This window comes from Deinococcus radiodurans R1 = ATCC 13939 = DSM 20539, assembly GCF_000008565.1.
Taxonomy (GTDB): Bacteria; Deinococcota; Deinococci; order Deinococcales; family Deinococcaceae; genus Deinococcus; species Deinococcus radiodurans.
The window spans coordinates 1,929,484-1,955,291 of the sequence record NC_001263.1 but is presented as its reverse complement, the minus strand read 5'-3'; the positions used below and the strand labels follow the sequence as shown (position 1 = coordinate 1,955,291).

The following is a 25,808-nucleotide window of genomic DNA, read 5'->3' as shown; positions in this document are numbered from 1 at the left end:
AAATCTGGACTCGACTGGCCGTGTGGGGGTGCGCTGTCCCTCTGCTCTCATCCTCCACCGGCCCGGCGCGTGTCCGGGGTGCTCGCTGCCGGACGCCATTTTCCCTGGCGACCGCTGCAAAGGAGTCAACTTGAAAACATCTCGCAGCCTTCAGCTTTTCGTGCTGGGCCTGGTGCTGGTGCTGATCGGCGGCCTGACGGCGGCCTGGACGCAAACTTCCGGTGGTCAGGTCAGCGTCCGCGACGTGCGCTTTATGGGCACCAACGGTCAGCAGCTCAGCGCTCTGCTCTACGTGCCTAAGGGCGTGAGCGCCGAGAAGCCCGCGCCCGGCATCCTGGCCGTGCACGGCTACTTGAACCTCACACGACTAAAGTCGCGTGATTCTCACTTCGCAGACCATTGCCCGCCGAAGCAGGTCTGACATAGCCTCCATGAGCGTTTAAGGTGTCTGAGATTCCCGCAGCCACCAACGCTTCACGCCGAATGTTCAGCGCAGCGTTCTCGTCTCGGTCATGGGTTTCCCCACAGTTCGGGCAAGTCCATGTACGGACGGCAAGATTCTTCACTTCGGGATTCTTGAATCCGCAGTCATGACACAACTGGCTAGATGGAAAGTAGGGGCTGACTTTAGATACCAGTCGCCCGTACCACGCTGCCTTGTATTCCAACTGCCGGATGAACTCACCCCAGCCCGCATCACTGATGCTCAGTGCAAGGCGGCGATTTTTCCGCATGTTGTCGGGTTTAAGGTGTTCGGTTCCGATGATTTCGTACTCACGCACCAGGGAGGTGGTGAGCTTGTGAAGGAAATCCTGACGCTTATTGACAATGCGCTTGTGAATCCGAGCCAGCTTGGTTTTCGCTTTCCCGTAACGTGCGCTGCCCTTCTTCCGTCTGGACAGGGTTTGCTGAGCTTTACGAAGTCTTTTCAGGGTGGAGCGGTAATATTTCGGATTCTGTTCATGCTTAAACCTCACGCCATCGGTCACGATGGCAAAATCCTTGATGCCGACATCCACACCCGCTGCAAACTTGGGAGCCGCAGGCAGGTAGGGAATCTCGACTTCACAGAGAACGGACGCTTCGTAATGGCCTTCGTGAATACGGCGCACAGTGACATTCAGAATCTTCCCTTGAATATCCTGCTGGCCCTTGGTTTTCACCCATCCCAGCTTAGGAAGTTTGAGCCTACCTTCCCCAATTTGGATGTTGTTGTTGGTGAATTGAGTCCGGTAGGACTCTCCCGTGCGCTTCTTTCTGAAACGTGGGAATCCTACCTTTTTACCGGACTGCTTCACAGTCCGAAAGAAGTTCTTGTACGCGGTCTCAAGGTTTTTCAGCGAGTTCTGCAAAGCAAACTTATCTACTTCCGAGAGCCAGGAGGTTTCTTCAGCCTGCTTCAGAAGGGTCAGTTCGCTACTCGTTTGCCCGTAGGTCAGTCCCTTCCCGCTTTCCTTGTAGGCCGCAATGCGACGGGCAAGGAAGTGGTTGTAGACGAACCTTGCGCTACCCAGCGTGCGGTTAATCAGTTCAGTCTGAGCCGCATTTGGGTACAGCCTGACCACGAAAGCCTTATTCCTTATCATGCTGGCTCTCTATGTATTTCTGAATCTGAGCGCGGGTGTTTTCAGAAACAGTCAGGATGCAATACGACGGGTTCCAGAGATTGCCGCCCCACAGCTTTTCTTTCAACTGCGGGTAGGCCACGAACATCCGACGTGCGGAAGCGCCTTTCAGCGCCTTCACGAAGTCGGGGATGGCTTGCTGTGGGGTTGCGCTTAGCAGGAGGTGAACGTGGTCAGGCATGACTTCCATCGTGATGACTTCCAGCCCGTTCTGAGCGGCAATGTCACGCAGGATGTCTTTCAGTCCATCAGCAACCTCACCCACCAACACCTGATGACGGTATTTCACGCACCAGATGAGGTGGTATTCAAGCTGATAGACGTAACCCCGGCCTTTCTTCATCTCAAGGGGAAGAATAACATATGTCATCTGGAAAAGCTAGAGGCTTCCGCTTTTCATCGCCCTTTTCAGGGCGAGAGGGGCTAACTCATGACTGAAGTCACGAGTGTGCGCCCCTCAAGCATCAACTCGCGCGAGGTGCAGTCGGACTTCGCGCTCGAATTTGCCCGGCGCGGCTACGTGGTCCTGAGCCTCGACCAGGCCGGGCACGGCTTCAGCGACGCCCCGGCCTTCGTGAACGGCTACGGCGGCCCGGCGGGGCTGGCTTACCTGCGCAGCCTGGACCTGGTGGACAAGAACAACATCGGCCTGGAAGGGCACTCCATGGGCGGCTGGACCATCCTCAGTGCCGCCGCCGCCTACCCCGACGGGTACAAGGCGATGGTGCTGGAAGGCTCCTCGACCGGCTCGGGTCGCGCCCCCGAAGGCAGCCTGACCTATCCGCGCAACCTCGCGCTGGTCTACAGCCAGTACGACGAGTTCTCGCAACTGATGTGGGACGTGCCGCGCGCCAAAGACGTAATTAACAGCCCCAAACTGCAAAAGGTCTTCGGGACGACCGAAACCGTGCAGCCCGGCAAGGTCTACGGCGACCCGGCGGCGGGCACGGCGCGGGTGTTGTACACGCCCGCCACCACCCACCCCGGCGACCACCTGTCGCACGAGGCCATCGGGCACGCGCTGGACTGGTTTGGCCGCACCTTGACCGGCGGCACGCCGCTGCCCGCCAGCAATCAGGTCTGGCACTGGAACGAGGTCGGCACCACGCTGGGCTGGCTGGGCTTCATTTCGCTGGTGCTCGGCACGGGCGGCCTGCTGCTGCACACCCGCTCCTTTGAAGGCTGCGCCGCGCGCCCTCCGCCCCGCGTGGGCTGACCGGCACGGGCTGGTGGTTTTCAGCCCTCGTGATGCTGGCGCTGCCTATCACCACTTTCTTCCCGCTGTTCCGCTGGGCGGGCAATGTCCTCAAGCCGAGTGCGCTGTGGCCCCAGAGCATCACCAACCAGATCATGGTCTGGGCGCTCGTCAACACCCTCGTTTCGCTGGTGCTGTACCTGATCTGGCGGGCAGGCGCGGGTCGCCGGGCGCGGGCCGTGACTACCACGACGGCCACGCCTGACCTCGCCGTAGACACGGTGGGTGCTCCGCTGACAGCGGCGGGCACCGCTCCTCGTCGCGGCAACGAGATTCTGGGCGCACTGGCTGTGGCCTTCGGCGCGGTCGGCGTCGGTTACCTCTCGCTGCTGCTCACCAACTACCTCTTCAAGGTGGACTACCGCTTCTGGTTCGTGGGCCTCAAGCCGATGACCCCCACTCAGCTGCGGATGTTCCTGTGCTACCTGATTCCGTTTACCCTCTACGCGCTGATGACGGCCACCGTGCTGCACAACCAAATGCGCCGCAGTGCCCGGGGCTCCATGCTGACCAACGCGCTGCTGCTGGCGGGCGGCTTCTTGGTCTTCCTGGCGGTGCAGTACGGCACGCTGTTTGCGCGCGGCCAACTGTTTACGCCGGGCGAGCCGCTCAACGTCATCGTCGCCATTCAGTTCCTGCCGATTCTGGCGATTCTGGGCGTCTTCATGACCTACTTCGCCCGTCGCACCGACCGGCCTTACCTCGGGGCGTTCGTCTCGGTGCTGTTTCTGACCTGGTACATCGTGGCTGGGCAGGCGACCCAGTTTCCCCTGTGACTGGTTTCCCCTGTGACTGTCCGTCTGAAAAATAGGTAAACTTTGTCACAAAAAAAGGAGAGGTGAGCACAATGAAATTTACGGCAGCGCAGGAGTTCGTCGCCGAGCTACTCGGCACTTTGGTTCTCATTCTGTTTGGCTGTGGCGTGGTCGCCATGGTCAAACTGTTCGGGTCGTCCCCGGCGATTCCCGGTGAGGTCGTCATGGGCGGCTACACCAACATCGTGCTCGGCTGGGGCTTCGCGGTGTTGATGGGCATTTTCGTCGCGGGCACCATCACGGGCGCGCATCTCAACCCGGCGGTGACGATTGCGCTGGCCGCAACTGGGCGCTTTCCCTGGGCCAAGGTCGGTTATTTCATCCTGGCGCAGATGATCGGCGCGTTCCTGGGCGCGGCCATCGTGTTTGCCGTCTACCACGCCAAGTGGCTCGGCGTGGACCCGGGGCTCGACCACACGGCGGGCATTTTCAGCACCTTCCCGGCGGTGCCCGGCTTCCTGCCCGGCTTTATCGACCAGGTGGTCGGCACGGCGCTGCTCGTCGGCCTGATTCTGGCCATCGGCGACAAGCTCAACAACCCGGCGGGCGCGGCCTGGGGCAGCCTCGCGGTGGCCTTCGTGGTCATGGCGGTGGGCATCAGCTTCGGCGGCATGAACGGCTACGCCATCAACCCCGCGCGCGACCTCGGCCCGCGCCTGTTCGCGCTGCTCGCCGGCTTCAAGAACCTCGGCGACATCAACGTGTGGCTCGTCCCCGTCATCGGCCCGATTGTGGGCGGTCTGGTCGGGGCCTTCATCTACGATTTCTGCATCGGGCGCCCCCTGCTGCGGGCCGGCGAAGCGCACGTCGGCGTGCAGGGTGTGGACCCCGAGTTCAACCGCCAGTAACCCTTCAGAGAGTGGGAGGCCCCGTCGCCTGCTCCCTGCTTCCGTCTCTCGACCCCGATCTCAACCAAACTGAGGAGCACCGCCATGTCTGAGCATCAGTACATCCTGGCCCTCGACCAGGGCACCACCAGCAGCCGCGCCATCGTCTTCGACCACCAGGGCAACATGAAGGGCGTCGGCCAGCAGGAATTCCGGCAGCACTTTCCCAAGCCCGGCTGGGTGGAGCACGACGCGAACGAAATCTGGAGCACCCAGATCGGCGTGGCGCAGCAGGCCCTGAGCAACGCGGGCATCCGCGCCTCCGACCTCGCCGCCATCGGCATCACCAACCAGCGCGAAACGACCCTCATCTGGGACCGCGCGACCGGCAAGCCCATTCACCACGCGATTGTTTGGCAAGACCGCCGCACCGCGCCCTACTGCGACTCTATCCGCGCTCAGCACGAAAAGACCTTGCAGGACAAGACCGGGCTGGTGCTCGACGCCTACTTCTCCGGCACCAAGGTCAAGTGGCTGCTCGACAACGTGCCCGGCGCCCGCGAACGCGCCGAGAAGGGCGAACTCGCTTTCGGCACCATCGACTCCTGGCTGGTCTACAACCTGACCGGCGGCGAACTGCACATCACCGACGCCACCAACGCCAGCCGCACGCTGCTCTACAACATCCACACCGGCGAGTGGGACGACGAACTGCTGCGCATCCTCGACGTGCCGCGCAGCGTGCTGCCCGAGGTCCGCAACTCCTCCGAGGTGTACGGCAAGACGGCGGCGGGGTTGCTCGGCGCGCAGGTGCCGATTGCGGGCATCGGCGGTGACCAGCAGGCGGCGACCTTCGGGCAGGCCTGCCTTGAGAGGGGCATGGCGAAAAATACCTACGGCACCGGCTGCTTCATGCTGATGAATACCGAGGGCGAGGCGGTCCCGAGCCAGAACAAACTGCTGACCACGGTGGCGTGGCAGCTGGACGGCGAGCGGACCTACGCGCTCGAAGGCTCGGTGTTTATCGGCGGCGCGGTGGTGCAGTGGCTGCGCGACGGCCTGAACATCATCCGCTCCAGCACCGAGATCGAGGCGCTCGCCCGCACGGTGGACAGCAGCGAAGGCGTGATGCTGGTGCCCGCGTTCGTCGGCCTCGGCGCGCCCTACTGGGACGCCTACGCCCGTGGCACGATGGTCGGCATCACCCGTGGCACCACCAAGGCGCACATCGCCCGCGCCGCGCTCGAAGCGGTGGCCTACCAGTCCGCCGAGCTGCTCGAAGCCATGCAAAAGGACTCGGGCGTGGAGCTCAAGGAACTGCGCGTGGACGGCGGCGCCAGCACCAACGACCTGATGATGCAGTTCCAGGCCGACATCCTCGGCGTGCCGGTCATCCGGCCCAAAGTCACCGAAACCACCGCGCTCGGCGCCGCTTACCTCGCGGGCCTCGCCGTGGGCTACTGGAAGTCCACCGACGACATCGCCCACCAGTGGCAGGAAGACAAGCGCTTCGAGCCCCAGATGAGCGAAGAGGAGCGCAGCAAGCTGATGCGCCGCTGGAAAAAGGCCGTGGCCCGCGCCCGCGACTGGGAAGACGACAGCGAAGCGTAAGCGCTTTTTCCCCTTCAAGGCCCCTGCTTCGGCGGGGTTTTTTGTTGTGTTGCAAAAGCGAAAGCCCCCGCACGGGACGAGGGCTGTCAGGTGCACACCGGGGGCGAGAGGGCCTTTACTCTCCGAACACGCTGGTCCTAAGCCATGCACTTTAGTGCAAGTCTTTCAGAAACCTCGTGCCTGAGGGCGTCGGTTAGGCTGAGCAGATGGGGCAGCAGCGGTCTGGGAGTCATACGGTCAGCCGACTGACGCTACATGTTGTGTGGGCAACGAAGTATCGATATCACGTCTTGGTGGGAGAGATCAAACCGCGATGTCGGGAGCTGCTGATCCAAATCTGCAAGGCAGAAGACGTGCGGATTCTCAAGGGGGTGGTGAGCAAGGATCACGTCCACATGCACGTGGAATATCCGCCGAGGCTCGCCGTCAGCGACCTGGTGAAGCGATTGAAGGGAAGGACATCGCGGCGGCTGCAACAGGAATTCCCCCACCTCGAAAAGCGCTACTGGGGCAAGCACTTTTGGGGCGTCGGGTATGGTGCGTGGAGTACGGGGACTATCACGGAGGCGATGGTGCAGGAGTACTTGGAGCATCATCGTCACCCCTCCGACCCAGATGATTCAGCGTTCATCCTGGAGGATTGAAGGCGGCTTTAGCCGCTCCGCAACCCCTGCACTTTCAGTGCAGGGTCGTTTAGTTCAGGGCTTGTAGGAGCGCCGCGAGACCGGAAAGCAAGGTGCCGAGAGCTGCAATCAATGCGGCAACCTCACTCGCTTTCCATTGTCTACGCGGGCGCTTCGGTGTATCCTTACACTGTTTGCGCATAAGGACATCACCTCCTTTCCAGCACCCAGAGCTGCAACTCCGGGTGCGTTTTGCCTTTCCCGTGTTGCTGGCCCCTCAAAACTCCCCGGTTGTCATGCACCCCGTCCTGTCAGGGACTGTTCCAGCATAGGGCATCGGCAGACACCCCGGTTCTGGCACACTGCGTTCCATGTTTGCCCTCCCATCGCTCGGCGCCCTGATTGGCGTGCTGCTGGCGTGGGGATTGGCACAACTGCCGCTGGCTTCGGCACCCGCGCTGTGGCTGTTGCTGGGTGTGGGGCTTTACATCGCCGCCAGTCGGGGAACCGAACCGCTGTGGCGCGGTGTGCTGATTGGCTTGAACACCGGGCTGAATGCCGCCATTGTGCTGCGCTGGCTGGGGCCTCTTCCTCTACCTCTCATAGCAGTCAATCTGCTCGCCGCTTCCCACCTGACCCGGCGCCTGCGCTTCCGGCAAGTGCTCGGCTGGGCGGGCTGGCTGCTGCCGCTGAGCTGGCCGGCCACCGCTCTGGGACTGGGGGCCTTCGTGCTGAATCTGTTGGCTTTTCCCTTAGTGCGGCGGGTGGTTCTGGACCGGGCAACCGGCACGGTCGTCCTCCTCGGGGGCTGGCTGTGGTGGCCGGGCTTCAGCGGGGGATTCAACCTCGGGCAGTTCGCCTTCGTGACGCCAAATGCGCTGGGCCTCATAGCACATGAAACCGGGCACACGCTGAACAACGCGGCGTTCGGGTCGCTGTTTCATTTCATCGGGGCTGCCGACGAACTGCTGGTGCCCCTTCTGATTCCGGCACGTGGCTGGGCCGACGCCTACGCCGAGCGGCTGGCCGAGAGCCACCAGCCCCATACCGGGCAGGCCCCCACGGTCCGGCTCTGGGGGTAGGGTGGGGCATGACGAAGTCCCCAAGCCTCCTGCAAAACCTGGCCCGCGTCGGCCTCGGCGGGTTTCTGGCGTTTGCCGGCATCAGCCACCTCACCTTCGCCCGCGACGAGTTTCAGGCGCAGGTGCCCGAAGCGCTGCCGCTGAACGAAGACTTCGTGGTGCTGGCGTCGGGCGTCGTGGAAATCAGCCTCGGCACGGCGTTCATGCTCTGGAAAGACAAGCGCATTCCGCTCGGCTGGCTGCTCGCGGCCTTTTTCGTCGCGGTGTTTCCCGGCAACATTTCGCAGTACCTGACGCGCACCGACGCCTTCGGGCTCGACACCGACCGCAAGCGGTTTATCCGCCTGTTTTTCCAGCCCGTGCTGATTGGGGGAGCGCTGTGGTCGTCGGGAGCCTGGCAGGAGAGAAAGGCGCGCGACTGAGGTTCAGCCGCCGCGCACCTTCAGCGTGAAGGTCACGTTCGCCTTGCCCCCGGCGGGCACAGTCACGTACCGGGTCACCATGACCGGATTGCCGGTCTGAACTTTGCCGTCCACCACGACGCTCTGGCCGTAGACCTGCTCGCGGACCTGCGCGGTGGTGGCCGCCGACTTGGTGCTCGTCAGCGCGTAGCTCACGCGGTAACTGCGGCTGAGAATGCGCCCGCTGCCGTCTTTCTCGGTGTTCAGCACGGTCACGCTGCGGCTGAAGCGCAGTTCGGGGTCGGCGCCGAGCGAGAGGTCGCTGAGCTGCCCGGCGGCGGTACTGCCGAGGCTGACGTTGCCGACGAGCACGCCGTTTTCGCGCACCGTGAGGGGACCGGCGGGCAGCGCGGCATCGGCGGTGAACTTGTAAAAGCGGGTCGCCCGGCCCGACGAATTCGACGGCGAAAAATACGTGCTGATGCGGTCGTAACGGGCAAAGCCCGACAGCTTGGGCGCCAGGAAGGGCAAAGTCTGCGTCTCGCGTGGGCCGATGGTCAGCGGACGGCTTAGGGCGTACGTTGCAGGCCGCTCACCTCGCCGAGAGCCGTGACAGCGCGGTCCTGGGCGACAGCGGCATTGCCCGCGCTGCTGGTGGTCGTGGTGAGTTCTCCCACCACCGCAGCGTCGGCATCGGCACGTTTTCCGGCACCAGGCGCACGTCTCCGGCGTAGAGGTCGGTGCTGCCGCTGAAGCTCTGGTCGCCGGCGTTGCGAATCTCGGCCAGGGCGCGCAGGGTGGCCGCGTCGCCGCTCGCGTCCAGTTCGTAGCGCGGTTTCCACGACAGGGCGCGGGTCTGGTAGAGCAAGTTCGCGGAACCGGCGCCGCCCGTCTCAAATGTCACCTTGACGTCGGCCACGTCGCGGCTGCTGGGCGGACGGGTGCTGAAGGCAAGTTCGTCGGGGCGCACCGTCAGGTACTCGCCGCTGTCGAGCTGCACGAGCAGCGCCTCGGCGTCGGCCAGCGTGCCCTTCAGGTTCAGGCCGCCGCGCAGCACCCGCACGGCTTCGCCTTCGTGGGCGCGCAGCACGTTCACCCCCGGCGTCACGCGCGTGCGGGTCACCGGCACCCCGAGCAGGCGCACGCTGCCGGGCACCACCCAGGCCCAATCGGCTTTGGGAAAAGGCACCGTGACCGCGCCGCCTTCCACTTTGAGCGGCTGGCTCGTCACTTCGCCCAAGGTGGGATAAAGCCGCAGGTCGGCGGCCTGGGCAGCGGGCACGAGGGCAAGCAGGGCGGCGGTGAGCAGCAGACGGGGGCGCGGGGTCATGGGGGAGAGGGTAGACCAGAAGGCTGATGGGATGTTGACAGGAGAGTCTACAGAGAGAAGAAAATCCGGGCCGCCTCGTAGGGCATTTGACAAAAGAATAGCCTTGCGTTGTTTGACCCTCTACCAAGGGGAGAGGGCCTGCCAGAGGCAGGGGTGAGGGGTCTTTATTACGTCAAATGCTCTAGGAGAAGCCCGGATTTGGTTTGGTGCACCGCAGACAAGAAAGTTTTATCGGCGCTCCTCCGCCTTATCCGTCCACCCGAATCACGTTGCTGCCGGCCATGCTCTTGCTCACCAGCAGGCGGCTCGGCAACCGCTCGGAGAGGCTCTCGACGTGGGTGACGATGCCCACCATGCGGCCCTGGGTTCGCAGGTTTTCGAGCGCGGTGGCGACGGCTTCCAGCGCTTGCGGGTCGAGGGTGCCGAAGCCTTCGTCCAGAAAGAGGGCGCCGAGCACCTTGTTGCCCGCGAGGTAGTCGCTCAGGGCGATGGCGAGGGAGAGCGAGGCGAGGAAGGTTTCGCCGCCCGAGAGCGTCTTGACGGCGCGGACCTCGCCCGCGTTCCAGAGGTCTTGCACGACATACTCGCCCTTGTCGAGGCTCAGGCGGTAGCGCCCGTCGCTGATGTCGAAGAGCAGCAGGCCCGCGCGGGTGAGGAGCTGCGCCTCCACCTCGGCGAGCATGAACTGCTGGAACTCGTTGACCTTGAGGGCGTTGTTGAGCGTCTGCCAAGTATCGAGCTGCCGCCCGGCCTCCGCCGCCTGGGTTTCGATGTCGGCCTTGCGGGTGAGCTTGTCGCGCAGTTGGCGCTCCTGCTCGGCGAGTCGCCCGGCCTGTTCGCGAGCAGTGCTCAGCGCGGCGTCGCTGGCGGTCAGGTCGCGGCTGACCTGCGCGAGGTGCGCCGGGTCGAAGGCTTCAAGTCCGAGCTGCCGGTCGAGGTCGGCAAGCGCGGCCCGCAGTTGCGCCACTTCCGCCTCGTGCTTGCGGGCGCCCTCTTCCAGCGCGGCAATCTCGTTTTCGGGCAGGCCGGCGGTGCGGGCGGCCTCGGCGGTCAGATTCAGCGAGGCGAGGGCCTTCGTCAGCGCGTCGGCAGCGGCGAGGTGGTCGGCCTCGCGCTCGCCGCCCATACTGCGCGGCTGCGCGGTGGCCTGCGCGGCGGCGAGGTCGCCCTGGGCACGCGAGAGCGCGGCCTGTGCCTCCTGAATACGGCTGCGGATGGACTGAATCTCGGCCAGCCGGTCTCGTCTGGCCTGCGCGGGGTTGGCCCCGGCCTGCCGCACCCGGCCCGCAAGCGAGGCGAGGAGGCGTTGGAGGTCGTCTTGCGGATTGCCGGAAATGTGTCTTTCCAGCTCACGGGCGTCGAGTTCGCGCTGCTTGTTGCGCTCGTTCCAGTCGTGGTATTCGCTCTTTTTTTCGTCCAGCCACAGCTGCCGGGTCTTGAGCTGCCCGCGCAGGTCGGTGAAATGCTCGCGCCGCTCCTGCACCAGCTTTTGCAGCAGGTTGACCTGACCGCGCAACTCGTCCAGATCGACACTTTCGCCTTCCGGCACCTCATGGACGGTTTGCAGGCACAGCGGGCACGGTTCGCCCTCATGCAGATGCGAACGGTAAGAGGCCAGCCCCGCCTCCATCCGCGCCTCTTCCTCGCGTTGCTGGGCGACCTGAAGCTGTTCCTTGGCTTTCAGACCGTCTGCTTTGACCCGTTCCAGCTGAGCCGTTTCTTCCTGTTGCTGCCGCTCTTCCTGCGCGTAACGCTCCAGGGCAGCTTTCAGCGCGGCCTTCTCGCTTTCTAGGATTGACCGCTCCACCCGCAACTTCTCCAGCTTCTGCGCCGCCTCACGCGCCGTCTCGAAGGCGTCCTCGTCCCACGGCAGCGGGTTGGCATGGGTCGCCTGCACGCTGCCCCCGGCCCGTTTAAGGCGGGCGGCGTCGGCCTCGGCTTCGCGCAGGGCGTTCGCCTGCTCCTCCAGCTCAGGAATGCGGGGTTCCTGCGCCTGAGCCTGCGTCAGCGCGGCGTCGGCGCGGGCGGCCTGGGCCTGAGCACTTTGCAGGGCGCTCTCGGCCCCGGCGAGTTCGCGGGTCTGGCGGTCGTAAGCGATGCGGGCGCGCTCGGCGGCGTCAAGCAGCGGCAGCACCCCGGCCACCTGCCGGGCGCGGCGGGCCCGCTCGGCTCCCTGGCGCACGCCCTCGGSACGGCTTTCCTGCACGGTCAGGCGGCGGGCGGTGTCCTCGCGGCTGGACAGACTTTWMCTGTTCGCGCAGCGTTGCAGTTGGGTTCGCAATTCCTCGCGCTGCTGGAGGAGTCGCTCGGCGTCGGCGTCGGTTTGCTCGCGCTGGGCGCGCACGGCGGCGGCGGCTTCTTCGCTCACCCCGGCGTACTCGCTCGCCAGCACGCTGCTCAGACTCTGCGACTGGTGCTTAAAGTCCTTCACCTGGTCGGCGGCGAAAGTCTGCATCTGCTGCACGCGGCCCATGCCGGTCAGCTCGCCGAGCAGTTCCTGGCGCTGCCGGGGCTTGCCGTGGAGCAGCGCGGCGAACTGGCCCTGCGGCAGCATCACGCAGCGGGTGAAGGTGTCGAAATCCAGCCCCACCACGTCTTCGATGCGCTGCGCGATGTCCTTTTGCGAGCCGCTGCTCAGGCCGGTCCATTCGCCGTCGGGGTCGAGGCGGTCGAGTCGCACCTCGTTGTCGGCCTGTTTGCGCCCGCGCGTGCGGGTGACGCGGTAGGTCTGTCCGCCGGCCTCGAAGGTCAGCGCCACGCTCAGCGTCCGCTCACCCTGCGAAATCAGCGCGTCGAGCCCGGTGGCGCCGAGCCGCGCCGTCTCCCCGTAGAGCGCGAAGGTCATCGCATCGAGCAGGCTGGACTTGCCGCTGCCGGTCGGCCCGACGAGCGCGAACAGTTCGAGGTCGGCGAAATCGAGGTCGGTGGTCTGCCGGAAGGCGGTAAACCCGCGCAGGGTGAGGTGCAGCGGCTTCACTGCGCGCCCTCCCGCGCCTGCGACTCGGCGGTCTGGAACGCTGCCCGCACGTCGTCGGGCAACTCGCCGCGTTTTTCCTGCCAGTAGCGCTCGAACAGCTCCATCAGCGTCAGGCCCTCGCGCCGCAGCTCGGGCACGGCGAGGTCTTCTTGCTGCGCGTCGAGTTCCACGCTCAGGGCGTTCGGGGTGATATTGAGCACCCGGTCCTTGAGCCCCGGCAGGGCGGTGCCAGCGGGGGCGCGCACCACGACTTTCAGCAGGCCCGTAAAGCCGCTCGCTTTAACTTCCCCGAGCCGCCGTTCCACGTTGTCGAGGTCCACGTATACGGTCCGCAGGTCACGTCCGCTCGCCAGCGGAATGCCCTCCACGCGGGCGGGGCGTCCGGCCTCAACCTCAATCAGGTTGATCTGTTTTTTCTCGCCCGCCTCGCCGAAATCGAGCTGAATCACGCTGCCGGGATAGCAGGCGAGCGGCGCGTCGGACACGGTCTGCGGCTTGTGAATGTGCCCGAGCGCCACGTACTGCGCGCCGGGCGGCAGTTGCAGGCCCGAAACGGTGTAGGCGTTGGTCAGGTCGAGCTGAAAGGTGCGCTCGGAACCGCTCGGCACCGCGCCGTCCATCGTGGTGTGGGCCATCAGCATATTGACGGCCCCCGGCTCGAAGCCCCGGCCCAGCTCGCGCAGAAAAAAGCCCATGTTCTCGCGGTATTTCTGCCGCTGTGCGCCCAGGTCACCGCCGAGTACGTCCACCGCCTTGACCAGCCGCCGCTCGGAGAGGTAGGGCAGCGCGCCCACCCGCAGCCGTTCGCCCGATTTCGTCGCCACCTCGCGCACCATCGCCAGCGGGTCGCCGCTCGGCTGCGCCACCACCTGAATGCCCACCCAGCCGAGCAAGCCCGCCACCGAGTCGAGCCGCGCTGCCGAGTCGTGGTTCCCGGCAATCACGACTCCGGGAATGCCCGCGTCGCGCAGGCGCAGAAAAAAGTCGAACACGGCGGCTTCGGCATCGGCGGACGGGTTGCCGGTGTCGAACAGGTCGCCCGAGACGAGCACCGCGTCGGCCCTCTCGGTGCGGGCGAGTCCGGCAATCTCAACGAGGGCGTCATGAATTTCGGGCGTCCGGTCAAACCCTTTGAGCAACCGCCCGGCGTGGAAATCGGCGGTATGAAGTACGCGCATGACGGAAAAAATAGCATGAACAGGGGCTGTGACGTAGTGAAGCGCGGGCTCGTTTTCCAGTATCTCCACTAGAAGCTGAAGCGACGATGTGACCTGCCGTCAGCCATGCTTCAGCCGCGCCGCGCATCATCGGGGCATGAACAAAGTTCTTCCTCTGCTGCTCAGCCTCAGCGCCGCCGCTTCCGCCGCCAGCGTCACCCTGCAACCCGGTCAGACGGGCCGCCTCGCCGGTCAGAAGGTCACCGTGCTGCGCGTGAACGACAGCCGCTGCCAGCCGGGCACCCAGTGCATCCGTGCCGGCGAAATTCAGGCGCGGGTGCTGGTGGCCGAAAAGGGCCGGTTTCGCCTGCTGACGCTGCAATTCCCTGAAGCGCGCAATACCCCCTGGGCGGGCCTGCGCCTGAGCGCGGCGACCTTCGACCGCCTGCCGAAGCTGACGTTTACCGACGGGCGCGAGTAAAGAGCAGGTCGAGACCGGCAGCTTGCCAGACCTGGGCCGTGGTGTCCGCCAGCGAGCTTGCCGGCCCGATGAGCTGTTCCTGCACGAACGGTAGAACGTCCCGCGCCTGAAACCACGCCTGCATGTCCTGCACGCCGAAGTCCGCCGCCTGTGGCCGCGTCGCGTGGCGGCGAACCGTTTCCTCGAATGGCAGGTCGAAATAAAACCAGTGCCCGCCGAAGTCCGCGTGCAGCCGCTCCAGCATCGGGCCATAGTGCCGTGAAAAAAGAATGCCCTCCAGCACCGTAACGGACCCGGCGCTGAGGCAATAGCGCACATTGGTTTCAATCAGGCCGATGTTTTTGCCGCCCGCAACGTCATGCTCGCGCAGCAGGACTCGCCGCAGATAATCCTGCTCCACCCACGCCAGCCCGTAGCCGAAGCGTTCCCGCAGGGCGCGGGCCACCGAGCTTTTGCCGCTGCCCGAGTTGCCGCGCAGGACGATCAGGGGGGGGGGCCACTTAGGACCCCCGCTGAGGATGCGGCAGTCGCTCGGCAGGGTCGCCCAGATCAATCTCGTAGAAATCGAAGCCCTCCTGACCGTACGGCGCGGGCTGGTGGCCCATCGCCTGATAGGCCTGCCCTGCCGCGCCCTGATTGGCGTACCAGAACACGTAGCGCAGCGGCTTGGCCCGCGCCCAGTCGGTCACGGCGTCCATCAGGGCACGGGCCACACCACGGCGCCGCGCCTCCGGCAATGTGTAGAGGTCGTCCAGTTTGGCGGTGCGGTGGCGGTCGCCTGAGCGCAGATGCGGGCCGTAGTCCTGCACGGCGGCGTACCCGAGCAGCTTTCCGGCATCCTCGGCCACCAGAATCAGGTGGGCCGGATCAGCACAAAAGCCTGGAAAACGGGCGGCCAGCGCCGTTTCGTCTTCCACGAAGCCCATGTCGAGCAGCGGAGTTGCGGGAAGTCGTCAGGGCGGGCGGGGCGAATGTGCATGGCCTAATTCTGGCGGTTGGGTGGGGCAGGGATGCCCTGACAGCTTCGCCCGGTATTCCTCGGCCTGAGCTAGCGGCGCCAGATAAAAGGCGTGGTGGTCGTGATAGGTAACAGCCCACTGCGTTGCAAAATAGGGCGCGAGAACTCGGTGCAGTCGCTTTGCAGATAACGGACTCCCCGGTTCAGCGCCGAGCGCGCACGTGCGGCGGTCAAAGCGCGGTAGAGGCCTTTGCCGCGCCACTCTGGAACAGTTCCCCCACCCCACAGGCCAGCAAATTCGGTGCCCGGCACCAGTTCAAGGCGGCCTGTACACAGCACTTCTCCCTCGGCTTCGGCAATCCAGAGTTCCAGATTGGCTCCGTTGCGCTCCAAACGGTTCACGAAATCTTCGACTCCGAAGGGAAATCCAAAAGCCCTGGCCTGTGCGGCAGCGGCGCGCAACAGTTCAGTGTAAGGGTCGACCACATTATCAATTCGCCGCAGCGTCACTCCAGCAGGCACTTTGACGGGCTGAGCCAAGGCCGCCGCTTCGCCGACCATCACCGTCTCTTCCTCCTCAGGGACAAAGCCGTGTGCCAGGAGCCGTTCAGATAAATCTGTGGGTTGGTCGTGTCCGCGTGTCTTCCACTCGAAAGACTTGATCTGTGGATCGGCGGCGTAAAAGGCCACGGTCTGCTTGATCAGCTCGTCCAACCGGGCGCCCGAGGAATTTCCAAGCGTTTGATAGGTCACAAAACCGCGTGCTCTGCATTTTGCACGCCACAGAGGACCGAATTGCTGAAACTCGTCCATTGAGGACACTTCTGCATGACCGCGCAGTTGTTGATCGTAGAGACGCAAAAGCTGCTGCGGCGAGAGCTGTTCTGTCATCACTCCAGCTTAAGCGGCCTGGGCCAGCGGTCCTAGCGGCAAAATGGCCTGTCAAATCACTTCGCGGTACGCCACGCTCGAACTTCTGTTCTGCAACTCGCTGCGCAAATACTGCAAGCGCGGATGCTCCAGCCGGGGGTCATTCGCCAGGATGTGCTTGGCGAGTTCGCGCGCCTGCTCGATGATGTCGGCGTCGTTGGCAAGGTCGGCCAGCCGCAGGTCGGGAATCCCGCTTTGCCGGGTGCCGCGAATCTCGCCGGGGCCGCGCAGCTTGAGGTCGGCCTCGGCAATGACAAAGCCGTCGGTGCTGCCCTCGATGATTTTCAGGCGCTTGCGGGTCTTCAGGGACGTTTCCCCGGCAATCATCACGCAGTAGCTCTGGAGGCTGCCGCGCCCGACCCGCCCGCGCAACTGGTGAAGCTGCGCGAGGCCGAAACGCTCGGCGTTTTCAATCACCATCACGGTGGAATTGGGCACGTCCACGCCGACCTCGATCACGGTGGTGGACACCAGAATGTCGAACTCGTGCGCCCGGAAACGCTCCATCACGTAATCCTTCTCGGCAGCGGACATCTTGCCGTGTAGCAGGTCGATGCGCGCTTCGGGAAGGATGGTCTTGAGGTCGTCGGCGAGTTGGGTGGCCGCGAGCAGCTCCAGATTCTCGTTTTCCTCAATCAGCGCGGTGACCACGTACGCCTGCCGGCCCTGGCGAATCTGGCCCATCACGAAGCCGTAGGCCTGCTGGCGGGCGGTGTCCTGAATCAGCTTGGTTTCAATCGGGGTGCGGCCCGGCGGCAACTCGTCGATGATGCTCAGTTCAAGGTCGCCGTAAGCCGTTAGCGCCAGCGAGCGCGGAATGGGCGTGGCCGACATCACCAGCACGTCGGGGCGACTGGCGAGCAGGCGGCGGCGTTGCTGCACGCCAAAGCGGTGTTCCTCGTCCACCACGGCGAGGCCCAGATTGTCGAACTGCACGTTCTCCTGAATCAGCGCCTGGGTGCCCACCACCACGTCCACGTCGCCCTCGGCAATGCGGGTCTGCATCTCCAGCTTGGCTTTTGGGGTCATCGCGCCGATCAGCAGGCCCACCCGCACGTCGAGCTGGCCGAGGTACCCGCAGAGGTTGGCGTAGTGCTGGCGGGCCAGAATCTCGGTGGGGGCCATCAGCGCGCCCTGGTAGCCGTCGCGCACGGCGAGGTAGAGCGCGCAGGCGGCGACGGCGGTTTTGCCGCTCCCCACGTCGCCCTGCACCAGCCGCGCCATCTGCTGGTCCGAGCGCATGTCGTCGGTGATTTCCAGCAGCACCCGGCGCTGGGCATTGGTAAAACGGAAGGGGAGTGCCGCCTCGAACTTGTTGATGTCCTCGCCGCGCGCCTCGAAGCGCTTGCCTTGCAGCACGGCGTCCTCACCTTGCAGCAGCATCCGCAGTTCCAGAAACAGGTACTCGTCGAAGCGCAGCCGTCCGTGTGCCCGCGCGAGCTGCGCCTCGTCGCGCGGAAAGTGAATGCCCCACAGCGCGTCGCCGAGGTCGGTCAGGCCGTATTTGCGCCGCCAGTGGGCCGGCAGATAGTCGTCGAGGGGCGCGGCTTCCAATGCCTTGTACGCCGCCTTGCGCAAAAACTCCTGGCTGATGCCCTCCTTGGCGTCATACACGCCGACGATGCGCCTGGTGCTGAGGCTGCCCTCGGCCTTGTCCACCGTTTCCATGTGCTCCACGCTGAGCTGCGTCTGCCGCCCGAACTTCTTGGCACGGCCCGTCAGCACCAGTCGTGCGCCCTCGCGCAGCTGCTTCTCGACCCAGGGTTGGTTGAACCACGTCGCCTTGACCCGCCCACCAGAAGGCGTTTCCAGCACGATTTCCAGAATCAGCATTCCTGGCCGGGGCGCACGGCGAAACTTGCTGACCACCGTGCCCATCACGGTCACCTTCTGGCCTTCCTCCACGTCCGCCAGGTCGGGCAGGGCGCGGCGGTCCTCGTGGCGGTGCGGGTAGGCGTGCAGTACGTCGCGCAGGGTGTGCAGGCCCAGCGTGCTGAGCTTGCGCGCGCCGCCGGGGCCGGTGTTCAGGCGCTCGGCGGGGGCGTCCAGCGGCAGGCGCTCACCGGGGGCGGCCTGCGGCGGAGCCATTTTGGTGGGTGCGGGCGCGGCGGCGCGGCGGGTCGTTTTGCCGGTGCTCCCCAGCAATGTCAGCGCCTCACGCAGCGCGACGGCGCGGGCGCTTTCGTCGAGCCCCGCGTAGCCGCTCAGCACCTCGCGCACTTTGGGAAAAGGACCGGCGAGCGGTGTGGAAAGTAATTTCTCCACGCCGCCCGCCACCACGCGGTCATGGCAACCCCCCGCCAGCTCGGCAGCGAGGGGGCGCCGAAGTCGTTCTTGCAGTTCAGCCACCGTCGCCATTTCGCTCACAGCGTAACAGACTGGGGCCGGGACGTTCCATCACGGAGTGCCTATGACAGGCCGGAGACTGGAACTATTGACGCAGAACCCACTCCGCCATGTCGTTCAGCGGCTGCTGGGCAATGGGCCGGAAGTTGTCGTCAATGACGCTGCTCGCCGGCCCGAGCGTGTGCCCCAGGCCCGCGTAGCGCTTGATGGTCGCCCGGCCCTTCGCCTGCACGATGGCCTGTTGCAGGGTCATCAGGTACGGCTCGGGCGTGTTGGCGTCGTTTATGCCCTGCACAATCAGCATCGGCACTTTAAGGTAAGGCACCTGCGCGGTGACGGGCGGCAGGGAGCGCGTGTCGCTGTAAATGTTCAAAAAGCCCTGCGGCGTGTCGAGCTGGCCCTTGAGGTAGGCGCGGACACCCGGCAGATACTCACGGTCCAGGTCGAGGATGCCGTCGCGGTTCAGGTCAAGGGCCAGGTTGAGGCTGGGCTGGCCGCTGGTAAAGCTCTCGGGGCTCAGGGCGAAGCTCACGCCGCTGCTGGCGACCAGCCCGCCGGGGCCGCTCAGCGCCGTCATCACATTGGCATTGGTCAGGCCGCCGGGCGCCACCTGCCGCAGGTAGGGCAGCTGTACGTCGGTGAGTTGCTTGTCGAACAACTCGCCCCAAGGCAGCGTAACCGGCCCTTGCAGAATCAGCCCGCGCACTTCCGGGTGGTCGCGCACCAGTCGCGCCGCCACCGTGCTGCCCTCGCTCCAGCCGTAGACGAAGATGCGCCGGGGGTCCACACGCGGGTTGTGCTTCATCGCGTCCAGCGCCGTTTCCGCGTCTTTCAGGAAGGTCTTGAGGTCAGCCTGACCGTAGAACTTTTCATAGTCCACCTTGCCCGGCCCCGCCACATAGTGCTTGTTGTAGCGCAGCACCGCGACGCCGCGCGCACTTAGGGCACCCGAAATGTCGCGGAAGATGCTCGAAAGCGGCTTGCCGTCCGGCCCTGTGACCGTGAAGTCCATGTCCGCCGGGGTCGAACCGTGAATGAGCAGCACAGCGGGCACCTTGCCCCGCGCGCTGGCCGGGTAGGTCCACTGCGCGGGGGAAGTGAAGTCCCCGAAGTTGAGCGTCGTATCCTGGCGCGTCACGTCGTCCGCCAGCGCCGAAGCGCCGAAGCCGAGCAGCATGCAGAGTCCAAATTTAGTGAGGGCAGACATCCCCTGAGTGTAGCCTCCGCGCATTAGTGAAGGATGCCGGGCGCGGTGGTCTTGAACGGATGTGAGTTTGTGCGGCCAATAAAAAAAGCCGGGCAGCGCCTGTGTGGGCGTCCCGGCTTTTGCTGTCTGCGGCGGCTTAGCTGTTGAACTGCCCCTTCACGTACATCTGTCCGATGAAGAAGGTCATCGCCACGAAGAGCAGGCTGGCGGTGGTCAGCCACGCCGCCTTGTTGGCGGTGTCCGCCTCGTCCGCTTGGGCAGCCAGTAGAACAGCATCAGCAGGCCTACCGAGCCCAGGCCACCGAGGTAATGCACGTATTTCTGCACCACGCCCATGCCTTGGTCAAGCAGCTTGATGCCGACGGCAGCCTGCAACATCAGCGCAATTTGCAGCACGATGAGCGACGCTGCCTGCGCCTTGCCGAAGGTGCCCGCCGCGCCCCGAGCCAGGTCAGAACGGTGGTGATAAGAGCCACGAGCAGCGCGATGCCGCCGACAGCGGAGTGAACGGCGGGTTGGATAATGGTTTCGTCCATGGGTGGGCCTCCAGAGAAGTCAGAAAAAATCGCCCGGCTTACCGAGCGGTCAGCAACCTCCTTACCGTACGGTAAGCTGGTCTAAAAGTCAACCTGGAGACCAAAAAGAGGCCAGCGCGTCGGCGCCAGCCCTCTGGAAAAGTCTTTACTGCTTGGCTTAGACGTACTGCGTCCGATTCCCTCAAATCCAGAAAAGAACTGGATTTCAGTCCATCTCCCGCAGCACGTCTTCTTTGCTGCTCGCTCCGCTCGGGTTTCATCGCTCACTGTGAGCGATTCAACCGCAATTGGTCTTACAGCTCGTCTTCCTTGCGAATCGGGAAGGCGTCGATCACACGGTCCTTGTCGCCGATGTTGATGACCTTGACGCCCTGGGCGTTGCGGCCCGTCACGCGGACTTCTTCGACGCGGGTGCGGATGACGGTGCCTTTTTCGGTCAGGACCATCAGTTCCTCGTTGCCCGCGACGTGGGCCAGCGTGACCAGCTTGCCGGTCTTGTCGGTCACGTCGAGGGTGATGACGCCCAGGCCGCCGCGGCCCTTGCTCGGGTAGTCGCTCACCTTGGTGCGCTTGCCGAGGCCGCATTCGCTGATGGCGAGCAGTTCGCCTTCCTCGTCGTTGCCGGGGACGAGGGCCATGCTGACCACCTCGTCGCCTTCGCGCAGGCGGATGCCGATCACGCCCTGGGTGGCGCGGCCCGTGTCGCGCACCAGCGTCGCCTCGAAGCGCATCGCCTGACCGTTCTTGGTCGCCAGCACCACGTCGTCGCCGTCTTGCTGGATGTCCACGCCGATGAGTTCGTCACCGGGTTGCAGGTTGATGGCGATCAGTCCCGCCGAGGTGATGTTGGCGTAGTCGGTGATCAGGCTCTTTTTGATCACGCCGCTCTTGGTGGCGAAGATGAAGCTGCCCGGCTGGTCGAAGCCGCTGACCGACAGCACCGAGGCGATGTTCTCGTCGTCGCGCAGGCCCGGCAGCAGGTTGCGGATGTGGGTGCCCTTGGCGTCGCGGCCCGCTTCCGGCAGGTCGTAGATCTTCTCGTGGAAGACACGGCCCTGGTCCGTGAAGAACAGCAGGTAGTCGTGCGTGGAGCCCACGAACACGCCGGTATTGGCATCTTCCTCGCGCAGCTTGCCGCCCGAGGAGCCCCGGCCCCCGCGCTTCTGCTCGCGGTAGGCGGTCAGGTTGGTGCGCTTGACGTACCCGGCGCGGGTCATGGTGATCACCATGTCTTCCACCGCGATCAGGTCTTCTTTGTTGATGTCCTCTTCGAGCTCCGTGATGACCGAGCGCCGGGCGTCGCCGTAGCGGTCGCGGATGTCGCGGATTTCCTTCTTGATTTCGCGCCACAGCAGCTTTTCGTCGCCGAGGATGGATTCGAGGCGGGTAATGGTCTTTTGCAGCTCGTCGTACTCGCCTTGCAGTTTTTCGCGTTCCAGACCGACGAGGCGCTGGAGGCGCATGTCCAGAATCGCCTGCGCCTGAATTTCGCTCAGGCCGAAGCGGGCCATCAGGCCGTCGCGGGCCTCGGCACCGGTGTTGCTGGCGCGGATGAGCGAAATCACTTCGTCGATATGGTCGAGCGCCTTGAGCAGGCCTTCGAGCACGTGCGCGCGCTCCTTGGCCTTGCGCAGGTCGTACACCGTACGGCGGGTCACCACGTCGCGGCGGTGGTCCAGGAAGTAGCGCATGGTGTCGATGAGGGGCAGCACGCGCGGCTCGCCGTTCACGATGCTGAGGTTCATGACCGTGTAGCTGCTCTGGAGCTGGGTGTACTTGTAGAGCTGGTTGAGCACCAGCGTGCCCATGCCCGCCGCCGAGCGCTTGAGTTCAATCACGATCCGCACGGGTTCCTTGCGGTCGGACTCGTCGCGCAGCGCCCCGATGTCGGGAATCTTGCCCGCCTTGTACATCGCGCTGATGGTCTGAAGGAGGTTGGTCTTGTTGAGCTGGTACGGGATTTCGCTGATGATGATCTGGGTGCGCCCGTTCTTGCCTTCCTCGATACGGGCCTTGCCGCGCACCTTCAGTCCCGCGTGCCCGGTGGCGTAGGCTTCGCGGATGCCCACCTTGGCGATGCGCCCGCCGGTGGGAAAGTCCGGCCCCTGCACGTGGGTCATCATCTCGTCGAGCGTGATGGCGGGGTTGTCGATGAGCGCGAGCAGTCCGTTGCTGATTTCGGTCAGGTTGTGCGGCGGGATGTTGGTCGCCATGCCCACGGCAATGCCCGAAGCGCCGTTGATGAGCAGGTTGGGCACGGCGGACGGCAGCACGGTGGGCTCGGTGGTGGTCTCGTCGTAGTTGGGCTTGAGGTCTACCGTTTCTTTTTCGAGGTCGGCCAGGATTTCTTCGGCCACCTTGGTCATGCGGGCTTCGGTGTAGCGCATGGCGGCGGCCATATCGCCGTCCATGGAGCCGAAGTTGCCCTGCGGGTCCACCAGGGTGTAGCGCATGTTCCACCACTGCCCGAGCCTGACCATCGCGTCGTAGATGGAGCTGTCGCCGTGGGGGTGGTAACGCTTCATCACTTCGCCCACCACGCTGGCGGACTTGGCGTGTTTGACGTTGCTGGCAAGGCCTTCTTGCAGCATCGCGTACATGATGCGGCGCTGCACCGGCTTCATGCCGTCGCGCACGTCGGGCAGCGCGCGGTCCACGATGACGTTCATCGCGTAGTTGATGAAATTGGTCTTGACTTCGCTGGTGATGTCAACAGGTTGAATTCCGGTCATGGCACTCCAATCGGGGCGGCGCGGAAAAGCTCAGTCCGCAGCCGGGAAAAAGGTGAGAGGTCCCGGCACTCGCCGGGGGATAGAACCAGTCTACCACATTATGTTAATCACGTAATAAAACGGCTCTCCTCAACTGCCCCCAGTTTACCGGAAAAGACGAAGAAAAACAGCGATTTTTCCCTCATGGAGCAGGCGCTTCGTGGGGAGTCAGCCGGGCGCTGGAATCCTCGCGAAATCGCAGGACTTGTACCCCCATTGAGGGGCAAGAATTCCGTTTTCTCTGTGGAAACCAACCTACCCGAAAACGGCGGCCATCACAGCGGTTCGCCCCACCCCGGAGCAAGGCGGTAACAGGGCATCCTGCGCGGGTGCCTTCTGCCCCTTTGTCTGCCGTGACCTCGCCTGACGGAGCCCTCAACTTTCGCCGCCCGCTGCCGGGGCTGTGGCGCTCGGCCAATCTCAGTTTTCTGAGTGAACGAGGCCGTGCCGAACTGCTCACGCTGGGGCTGGGCCGCATCATTGACCTGCGCGACCGCCGCGAACGGTTGGTGGACGCGCCGCCTTTGCTCGGTCAGGCCGAGTACCTCAACCTGCCGCTGCTGCCCTGGCGGGTGCGGGCCATGAACGAGGCCACCGCCGTTGCTCGGACGAACGCCGACCTCTACCGCACCCATCTGGACCACGCCGCCAACTCCATCGTGACCATCCTTGGCGCCGTGCTGGACGCGCCTCCCGGCGCGGTTCTCATCCACTGTCACGCGGGTAAGGACCGCACCGGCCTGATCACGGCGCTGTGCGGAGAACTCGCGGGCCTGACGCAGGAGCAGATTGCGGAGGACTACGCCCAAACGGGGGAAGAATTGACTGATTTCTACGCTGCTCGGCGGAAGCATAAAACGCCCGAGCAGTGGGCGGCGCTGGAGCCTTTTTCCCACACTCGGACAGAAGACATCCTCGCGGCGCTGGGCCATCTGGATGAACAGTGGGGCGGAGTGGGCGCTTATCTCGCCGCCTACGGCTTCAGCGCAGAAGAGCAGGCGGCGCTGGCCGAGCGGCTGCTTACGCCGCCCCCTCGCTCAGAATCCCGATGACGTAGAGCGCGAGGAAGCCCGCGAAGAAGGCGGTGGTGGTTCAGGCGGCTCCTTCCCCAGCCGTCCGCGCCACCTGCGCCCAGCTCCACAGCCCTTCTTCCACCATCGCCCGCAGGAACTGGCGGTGCTCGGCGTGCTGCGCGAGGCAGGCGGTGAACTCAGCCTCACTCACGGTGGCGATGCCGGCGTCGTGCAGCGGCGCGAGCGAAGGCGGCGGGGGCGCGGCGGGCAGGGGAGAAGGGCAGTTTTTCGCGTGCCCGCGCACCAGGCTGTCCACCAGCGTCCGGCTGAGCTTGAGGCCGGGCGGCGGCGGGCCGGGCAGGGCGCACTCGATGAGCAGCAGCGCCTCGCCGAGCGCGGGCAGGGCGAGCGACAGGCTTTCTAAGGCTGTCCGGTCATGAAAGCGGTGGAGGTAGTGGGCGTGGTCGTGCTTGGTTTCCAGGGTGTTGAGCGTCTGGTGCAGCCCCGAAATCAGGCTTTGCAGGCCGTCGGGGTGGTCCTGAAGCGCCCCGATGACGAGCGCCTGCGCGTCCGGTCCCGAGCGCCGCAGCAGCCGCGCCAGTTCGCGCCGCTCAAGCCGGGCCTCGGCCACCGGGACGACGAAGGTGATGGCGAAGGTCAGGTTGACGAACCCGCTGAGCGCCGCCACGCTGGTCAGCATTCGCCAGGGCGTCGCCGTCGTCTTGAGGTCGCCCAGCCCCAGCGTGCTGATGGTGTAGCCGACGTAGTACACGACGCTCCAGAAGGTGGCCGGGGACTCGCTGTCGGCGCCCACCACGCTGCCCGGCGAGGACCAGAACACCAGCGTCCAGCCCAGCCACAGCCCCAGCGTCCACGTGAGCAGCGCCGAGACGATTATGGTGGGCGCGGCCCAGGCGAGCACGATTCGGTTGCCGGTGCGCCGCGCCAGCGCGTGCAGAAGCTGGTACACCCGCTGGTGCACCGTCTGGCTGAGAGTGCCGTCGCCGCCCTGCACCGTGACCTTGAGCAGGTCGTGAACCACTATCCCGACCAGGACCAGACCCGGCACCCACAGCAGCGAACGCAACATCGGCACAGCGTAACCGGAGTTCGGGCCGGGAAAGAAACGGGCCGGGAAAGAGAACTGGGCCGCTCTCCACCGCCCACCCCAGCGCGGAGCCGAGCAGTTGTCCTGTTCCGAACGGACGTGTGGTGTGGGGCTGCGCCGCAGAGCCCACTTGAGGTGCTGTGTGGGGATGGGCGGAATAGAGTTCAGAACCGTATCAGTCTCGTCCCGGCCTGCTTGAGAGGGAAGCGGTTGAGCCGAGCTGCAACCCGGCGAGCACCTCCCGCACCAGCTCGTCCGGCGCGGCGCCGATATTGAGGGTGAGGGCGTGTTCGTCCGGTCCCGGCACTTCCAGCGTCGCCAGTTGCGAGTCGAGCAGGCTGGCGGGCATGAAGTGGCCCTGGCGGTGGCCCATGCGCTCGGCCAGCAGGTCGCGGGTGCCTGTCAGGTGAACGAACCGCACCTCACCTGCCGCCTCCCGCAGCACGTCGCGGTAGCTCCGCCGCAGCGCCGAGCAGGTCACGACCGTGCTGTGCCCGGCCTGCGCTTCCTGCGTCAGCCAGTCCCGGATCGCCCGCAGCCACGGCCAGCGGTCCTCGTCGGTCAGCGGGGTGCCGCCCTGCATCTTGGCGACGTTTTCGGGCGGGTGAAACTTGTCGGCCTCGGCAAAGGCCCAGCCCAGCCGCTCCGCCAGCGCCCGCGCCACCGTACTTTTGCCCGACCCCGACACGCCCATCACGACGATGTGCCGGGGCCGGTGGGGTGAAGATTCACCGGTCATTGTTGATCCTCCTGGG

The 25,808-nt window shown here is 64.9% G+C and carries 26 protein-coding genes; 10 read left to right on the top strand and 16 right to left on the bottom strand.

Annotation, left to right across the window (positions count from 1 at the left end; translation table 11 throughout):
* The first annotated feature begins 130 nt into the window (after nucleotides 1-130).
* Nucleotides 131-421, top strand: a complete 291-nt coding sequence (locus tag DR_RS09900; RefSeq protein WP_200859938.1) for a hypothetical protein — start codon at nucleotides 131-133, stop codon at nucleotides 419-421.
* On the opposite strand, the gene tnpB is transcribed toward DR_RS09900, so the two are convergent.
* Both tnpB and tnpA (DR_RS09890) read right to left on the bottom strand, forming a co-directional pair.
* A complete protein-coding gene (gene tnpB / locus DR_RS09895; protein ID WP_010887311.1) occupies nucleotides 360-1,586 on the bottom strand; it encodes an IS200/IS605 family element RNA-guided endonuclease TnpB in 1,227 nt (408 codons plus the stop codon). The two genes, DR_RS09900 and tnpB, sit on opposite strands and share 62 nt — an antisense overlap.
* A complete protein-coding gene (tnpA, locus tag DR_RS09890) occupies nucleotides 1,573-1,995 on the bottom strand; it encodes an IS200/IS605-like element ISDra2 family transposase (RefSeq protein WP_010887312.1) in 423 nt (140 codons plus the stop codon). Before tnpA (DR_RS09890) ends, tnpB begins: the two co-directional genes overlap by 14 nt.
* 60 nt (nucleotides 1,996-2,055) lie before the next feature.
* Here tnpA (DR_RS09890) and DR_RS09885 point away from each other — a divergent pair, with 60 nt between their 5' ends.
* The 7 genes from DR_RS09885 (at nucleotide 2,056) to DR_RS09855 (ending at nucleotide 8,260) form a co-directional block, all read left to right on the top strand.
* Entirely contained in the window at nucleotides 2,056-2,841 is a 786-nt protein-coding gene (locus tag DR_RS09885) for an alpha/beta hydrolase family protein (RefSeq protein WP_010888566.1), read from the top strand.
* 32 nt (nucleotides 2,842-2,873) lie between these two features.
* Nucleotides 2,874-3,656: a hypothetical protein gene (locus DR_RS09880; protein WP_164927982.1), complete on the top strand. Its 783-nt coding sequence runs from the start codon at nucleotides 2,874-2,876 to the stop codon at nucleotides 3,654-3,656.
* Nucleotides 3,657-3,727: 71 nt separating this feature from the next.
* On the top strand, nucleotides 3,728-4,543 hold the full coding sequence (locus tag DR_RS09875) for an MIP/aquaporin family protein (RefSeq protein ID WP_034350063.1): 816 nt from the start codon (nucleotides 3,728-3,730) through the stop codon (nucleotides 4,541-4,543).
* Between the two features lie 84 nt (nucleotides 4,544-4,627).
* Complete coding sequence (glpK, locus tag DR_RS09870) at nucleotides 4,628-6,133, top strand: glycerol kinase GlpK (protein ID WP_010888563.1); 1,506 nt, start codon at nucleotides 4,628-4,630, stop codon at nucleotides 6,131-6,133.
* A 206-nt stretch (nucleotides 6,134-6,339) separates the two neighbouring features.
* A complete protein-coding gene (gene tnpA / locus DR_RS09865) occupies nucleotides 6,340-6,777 on the top strand; it encodes an IS200/IS605-like element ISDra9 family transposase (protein WP_010888562.1) in 438 nt (145 codons plus the stop codon).
* Nucleotides 6,778-7,127: 350 nt separating this feature from the next.
* Nucleotides 7,128-7,838, top strand: coding sequence for a hypothetical protein (locus DR_RS09860; RefSeq protein ID WP_010888561.1), 711 nt, complete (start codon nucleotides 7,128-7,130; stop codon nucleotides 7,836-7,838).
* Nucleotides 7,839-7,846: 8 nt separating this feature from the next.
* On the top strand, nucleotides 7,847-8,260 hold the full coding sequence (locus tag DR_RS09855) for a DoxX family protein (RefSeq protein WP_010888560.1): 414 nt from the start codon (nucleotides 7,847-7,849) through the stop codon (nucleotides 8,258-8,260).
* A 3-nt stretch (nucleotides 8,261-8,263) separates the two neighbouring features.
* On the opposite strand, the gene DR_RS09850 is transcribed toward DR_RS09855, so the two are convergent.
* The 4 genes from DR_RS09850 to DR_RS09835 form a co-directional block, all read right to left on the bottom strand.
* Nucleotides 8,264-8,770 carry a hypothetical protein gene (locus tag DR_RS09850; protein WP_010888559.1) on the bottom strand — a complete coding sequence of 169 codons (507 nt, stop codon included), beginning with the start codon at nucleotides 8,768-8,770 and terminating at the stop codon, nucleotides 8,264-8,266.
* A 61-nt stretch (nucleotides 8,771-8,831) separates the two neighbouring features.
* Nucleotides 8,832-9,569 carry a hypothetical protein gene (locus tag DR_RS09845; protein ID WP_164927981.1) on the bottom strand — a complete coding sequence of 246 codons (738 nt, stop codon included), beginning with the start codon at nucleotides 9,567-9,569 and terminating at the stop codon, nucleotides 8,832-8,834.
* Between the two features lie 247 nt (nucleotides 9,570-9,816).
* Nucleotides 9,817-12,546 (bottom strand): exonuclease SbcCD subunit SbcC, encoded by a 2,730-nt coding sequence (sbcC, locus tag DR_RS09840; protein ID WP_010888557.1) that lies wholly within the window; start codon nucleotides 12,544-12,546, stop codon nucleotides 9,817-9,819.
* Nucleotides 12,543-13,724 (bottom strand): exonuclease SbcCD subunit D, encoded by a 1,182-nt coding sequence (locus DR_RS09835; RefSeq protein WP_027479813.1) that lies wholly within the window; start codon nucleotides 13,722-13,724, stop codon nucleotides 12,543-12,545. Before DR_RS09835 ends, sbcC begins: the two co-directional genes overlap by 4 nt.
* A gap of 136 nt (nucleotides 13,725-13,860) precedes the next feature.
* On the opposite strand from DR_RS09835, the gene DR_RS09830 reads away from it, so the two are divergent.
* Nucleotides 13,861-14,184 (top strand): hypothetical protein, encoded by a 324-nt coding sequence (locus DR_RS09830; RefSeq protein WP_034350059.1) that lies wholly within the window; start codon nucleotides 13,861-13,863, stop codon nucleotides 14,182-14,184.
* On the opposite strand, the gene DR_RS09825 is transcribed toward DR_RS09830, so the two are convergent.
* The 8 genes from DR_RS09825 to gyrA all read right to left on the bottom strand — a co-directional run bounded on the left by DR_RS09825 (nucleotide 14,165) and on the right by gyrA (nucleotide 22,893).
* Entirely contained in the window at nucleotides 14,165-14,737 is a 573-nt protein-coding gene (locus DR_RS09825) for a kinase (RefSeq protein WP_010888554.1), read from the bottom strand. The two genes, DR_RS09830 and DR_RS09825, sit on opposite strands and share 20 nt — an antisense overlap.
* The gene (locus tag DR_RS09820; protein ID WP_010888553.1) at nucleotides 14,685-15,110 is read right to left on the bottom strand and encodes a GNAT family N-acetyltransferase; all 426 of its coding nucleotides are present in this window, start codon (nucleotides 15,108-15,110) and stop codon (nucleotides 14,685-14,687) included. Before DR_RS09820 ends, DR_RS09825 begins: the two co-directional genes overlap by 53 nt.
* A gap of 122 nt (nucleotides 15,111-15,232) precedes the next feature.
* Nucleotides 15,233-16,033: a GNAT family N-acetyltransferase gene (locus DR_RS09815; protein WP_027479811.1), complete on the bottom strand. Its 801-nt coding sequence runs from the start codon at nucleotides 16,031-16,033 to the stop codon at nucleotides 15,233-15,235.
* A gap of 51 nt (nucleotides 16,034-16,084) precedes the next feature.
* Nucleotides 16,085-18,430, bottom strand: coding sequence for an ATP-dependent DNA helicase RecG (gene recG, locus DR_RS09810; RefSeq protein ID WP_027479810.1), 2,346 nt, complete (start codon nucleotides 18,428-18,430; stop codon nucleotides 16,085-16,087).
* A 73-nt stretch (nucleotides 18,431-18,503) separates the two neighbouring features.
* Complete coding sequence (locus DR_RS09805) at nucleotides 18,504-19,625, bottom strand: alpha/beta hydrolase family protein (protein WP_010888550.1); 1,122 nt, start codon at nucleotides 19,623-19,625, stop codon at nucleotides 18,504-18,506.
* A 213-nt stretch (nucleotides 19,626-19,838) separates the two neighbouring features.
* Nucleotides 19,839-20,021: a hypothetical protein gene (locus tag DR_RS16860; protein ID WP_010888549.1), complete on the bottom strand. Its 183-nt coding sequence runs from the start codon at nucleotides 20,019-20,021 to the stop codon at nucleotides 19,839-19,841.
* Nucleotides 20,003-20,161, bottom strand: coding sequence for a hypothetical protein (locus DR_RS16855; protein ID WP_234944641.1), 159 nt, complete (start codon nucleotides 20,159-20,161; stop codon nucleotides 20,003-20,005). Before DR_RS16855 ends, DR_RS16860 begins: the two co-directional genes overlap by 19 nt.
* 293 nt (nucleotides 20,162-20,454) lie before the next feature.
* On the bottom strand, nucleotides 20,455-22,893 hold the full coding sequence (gene gyrA, locus DR_RS09795; RefSeq protein ID WP_010888548.1) for a DNA gyrase subunit A: 2,439 nt from the start codon (nucleotides 22,891-22,893) through the stop codon (nucleotides 20,455-20,457).
* A gap of 368 nt (nucleotides 22,894-23,261) precedes the next feature.
* Here gyrA and DR_RS09790 point away from each other — a divergent pair, with 368 nt between their 5' ends.
* Complete coding sequence (locus tag DR_RS09790; protein ID WP_010888547.1) at nucleotides 23,262-23,984, top strand: tyrosine-protein phosphatase; 723 nt, start codon at nucleotides 23,262-23,264, stop codon at nucleotides 23,982-23,984.
* 40 nt (nucleotides 23,985-24,024) lie between these two features.
* Here DR_RS09790 and DR_RS09785 read toward each other — a convergent pair whose 3' ends face one another.
* Both DR_RS09785 and DR_RS09780 read right to left on the bottom strand, forming a co-directional pair.
* Entirely contained in the window at nucleotides 24,025-25,035 is a 1,011-nt protein-coding gene (locus tag DR_RS09785; protein WP_051618837.1) for an ion channel, read from the bottom strand.
* A 193-nt stretch (nucleotides 25,036-25,228) separates the two neighbouring features.
* Nucleotides 25,229-25,792 (bottom strand): gluconokinase, encoded by a 564-nt coding sequence (locus tag DR_RS09780; protein ID WP_051618836.1) that lies wholly within the window; start codon nucleotides 25,790-25,792, stop codon nucleotides 25,229-25,231.
* Nucleotides 25,793-25,808: the final 16 nt, after the last annotated feature.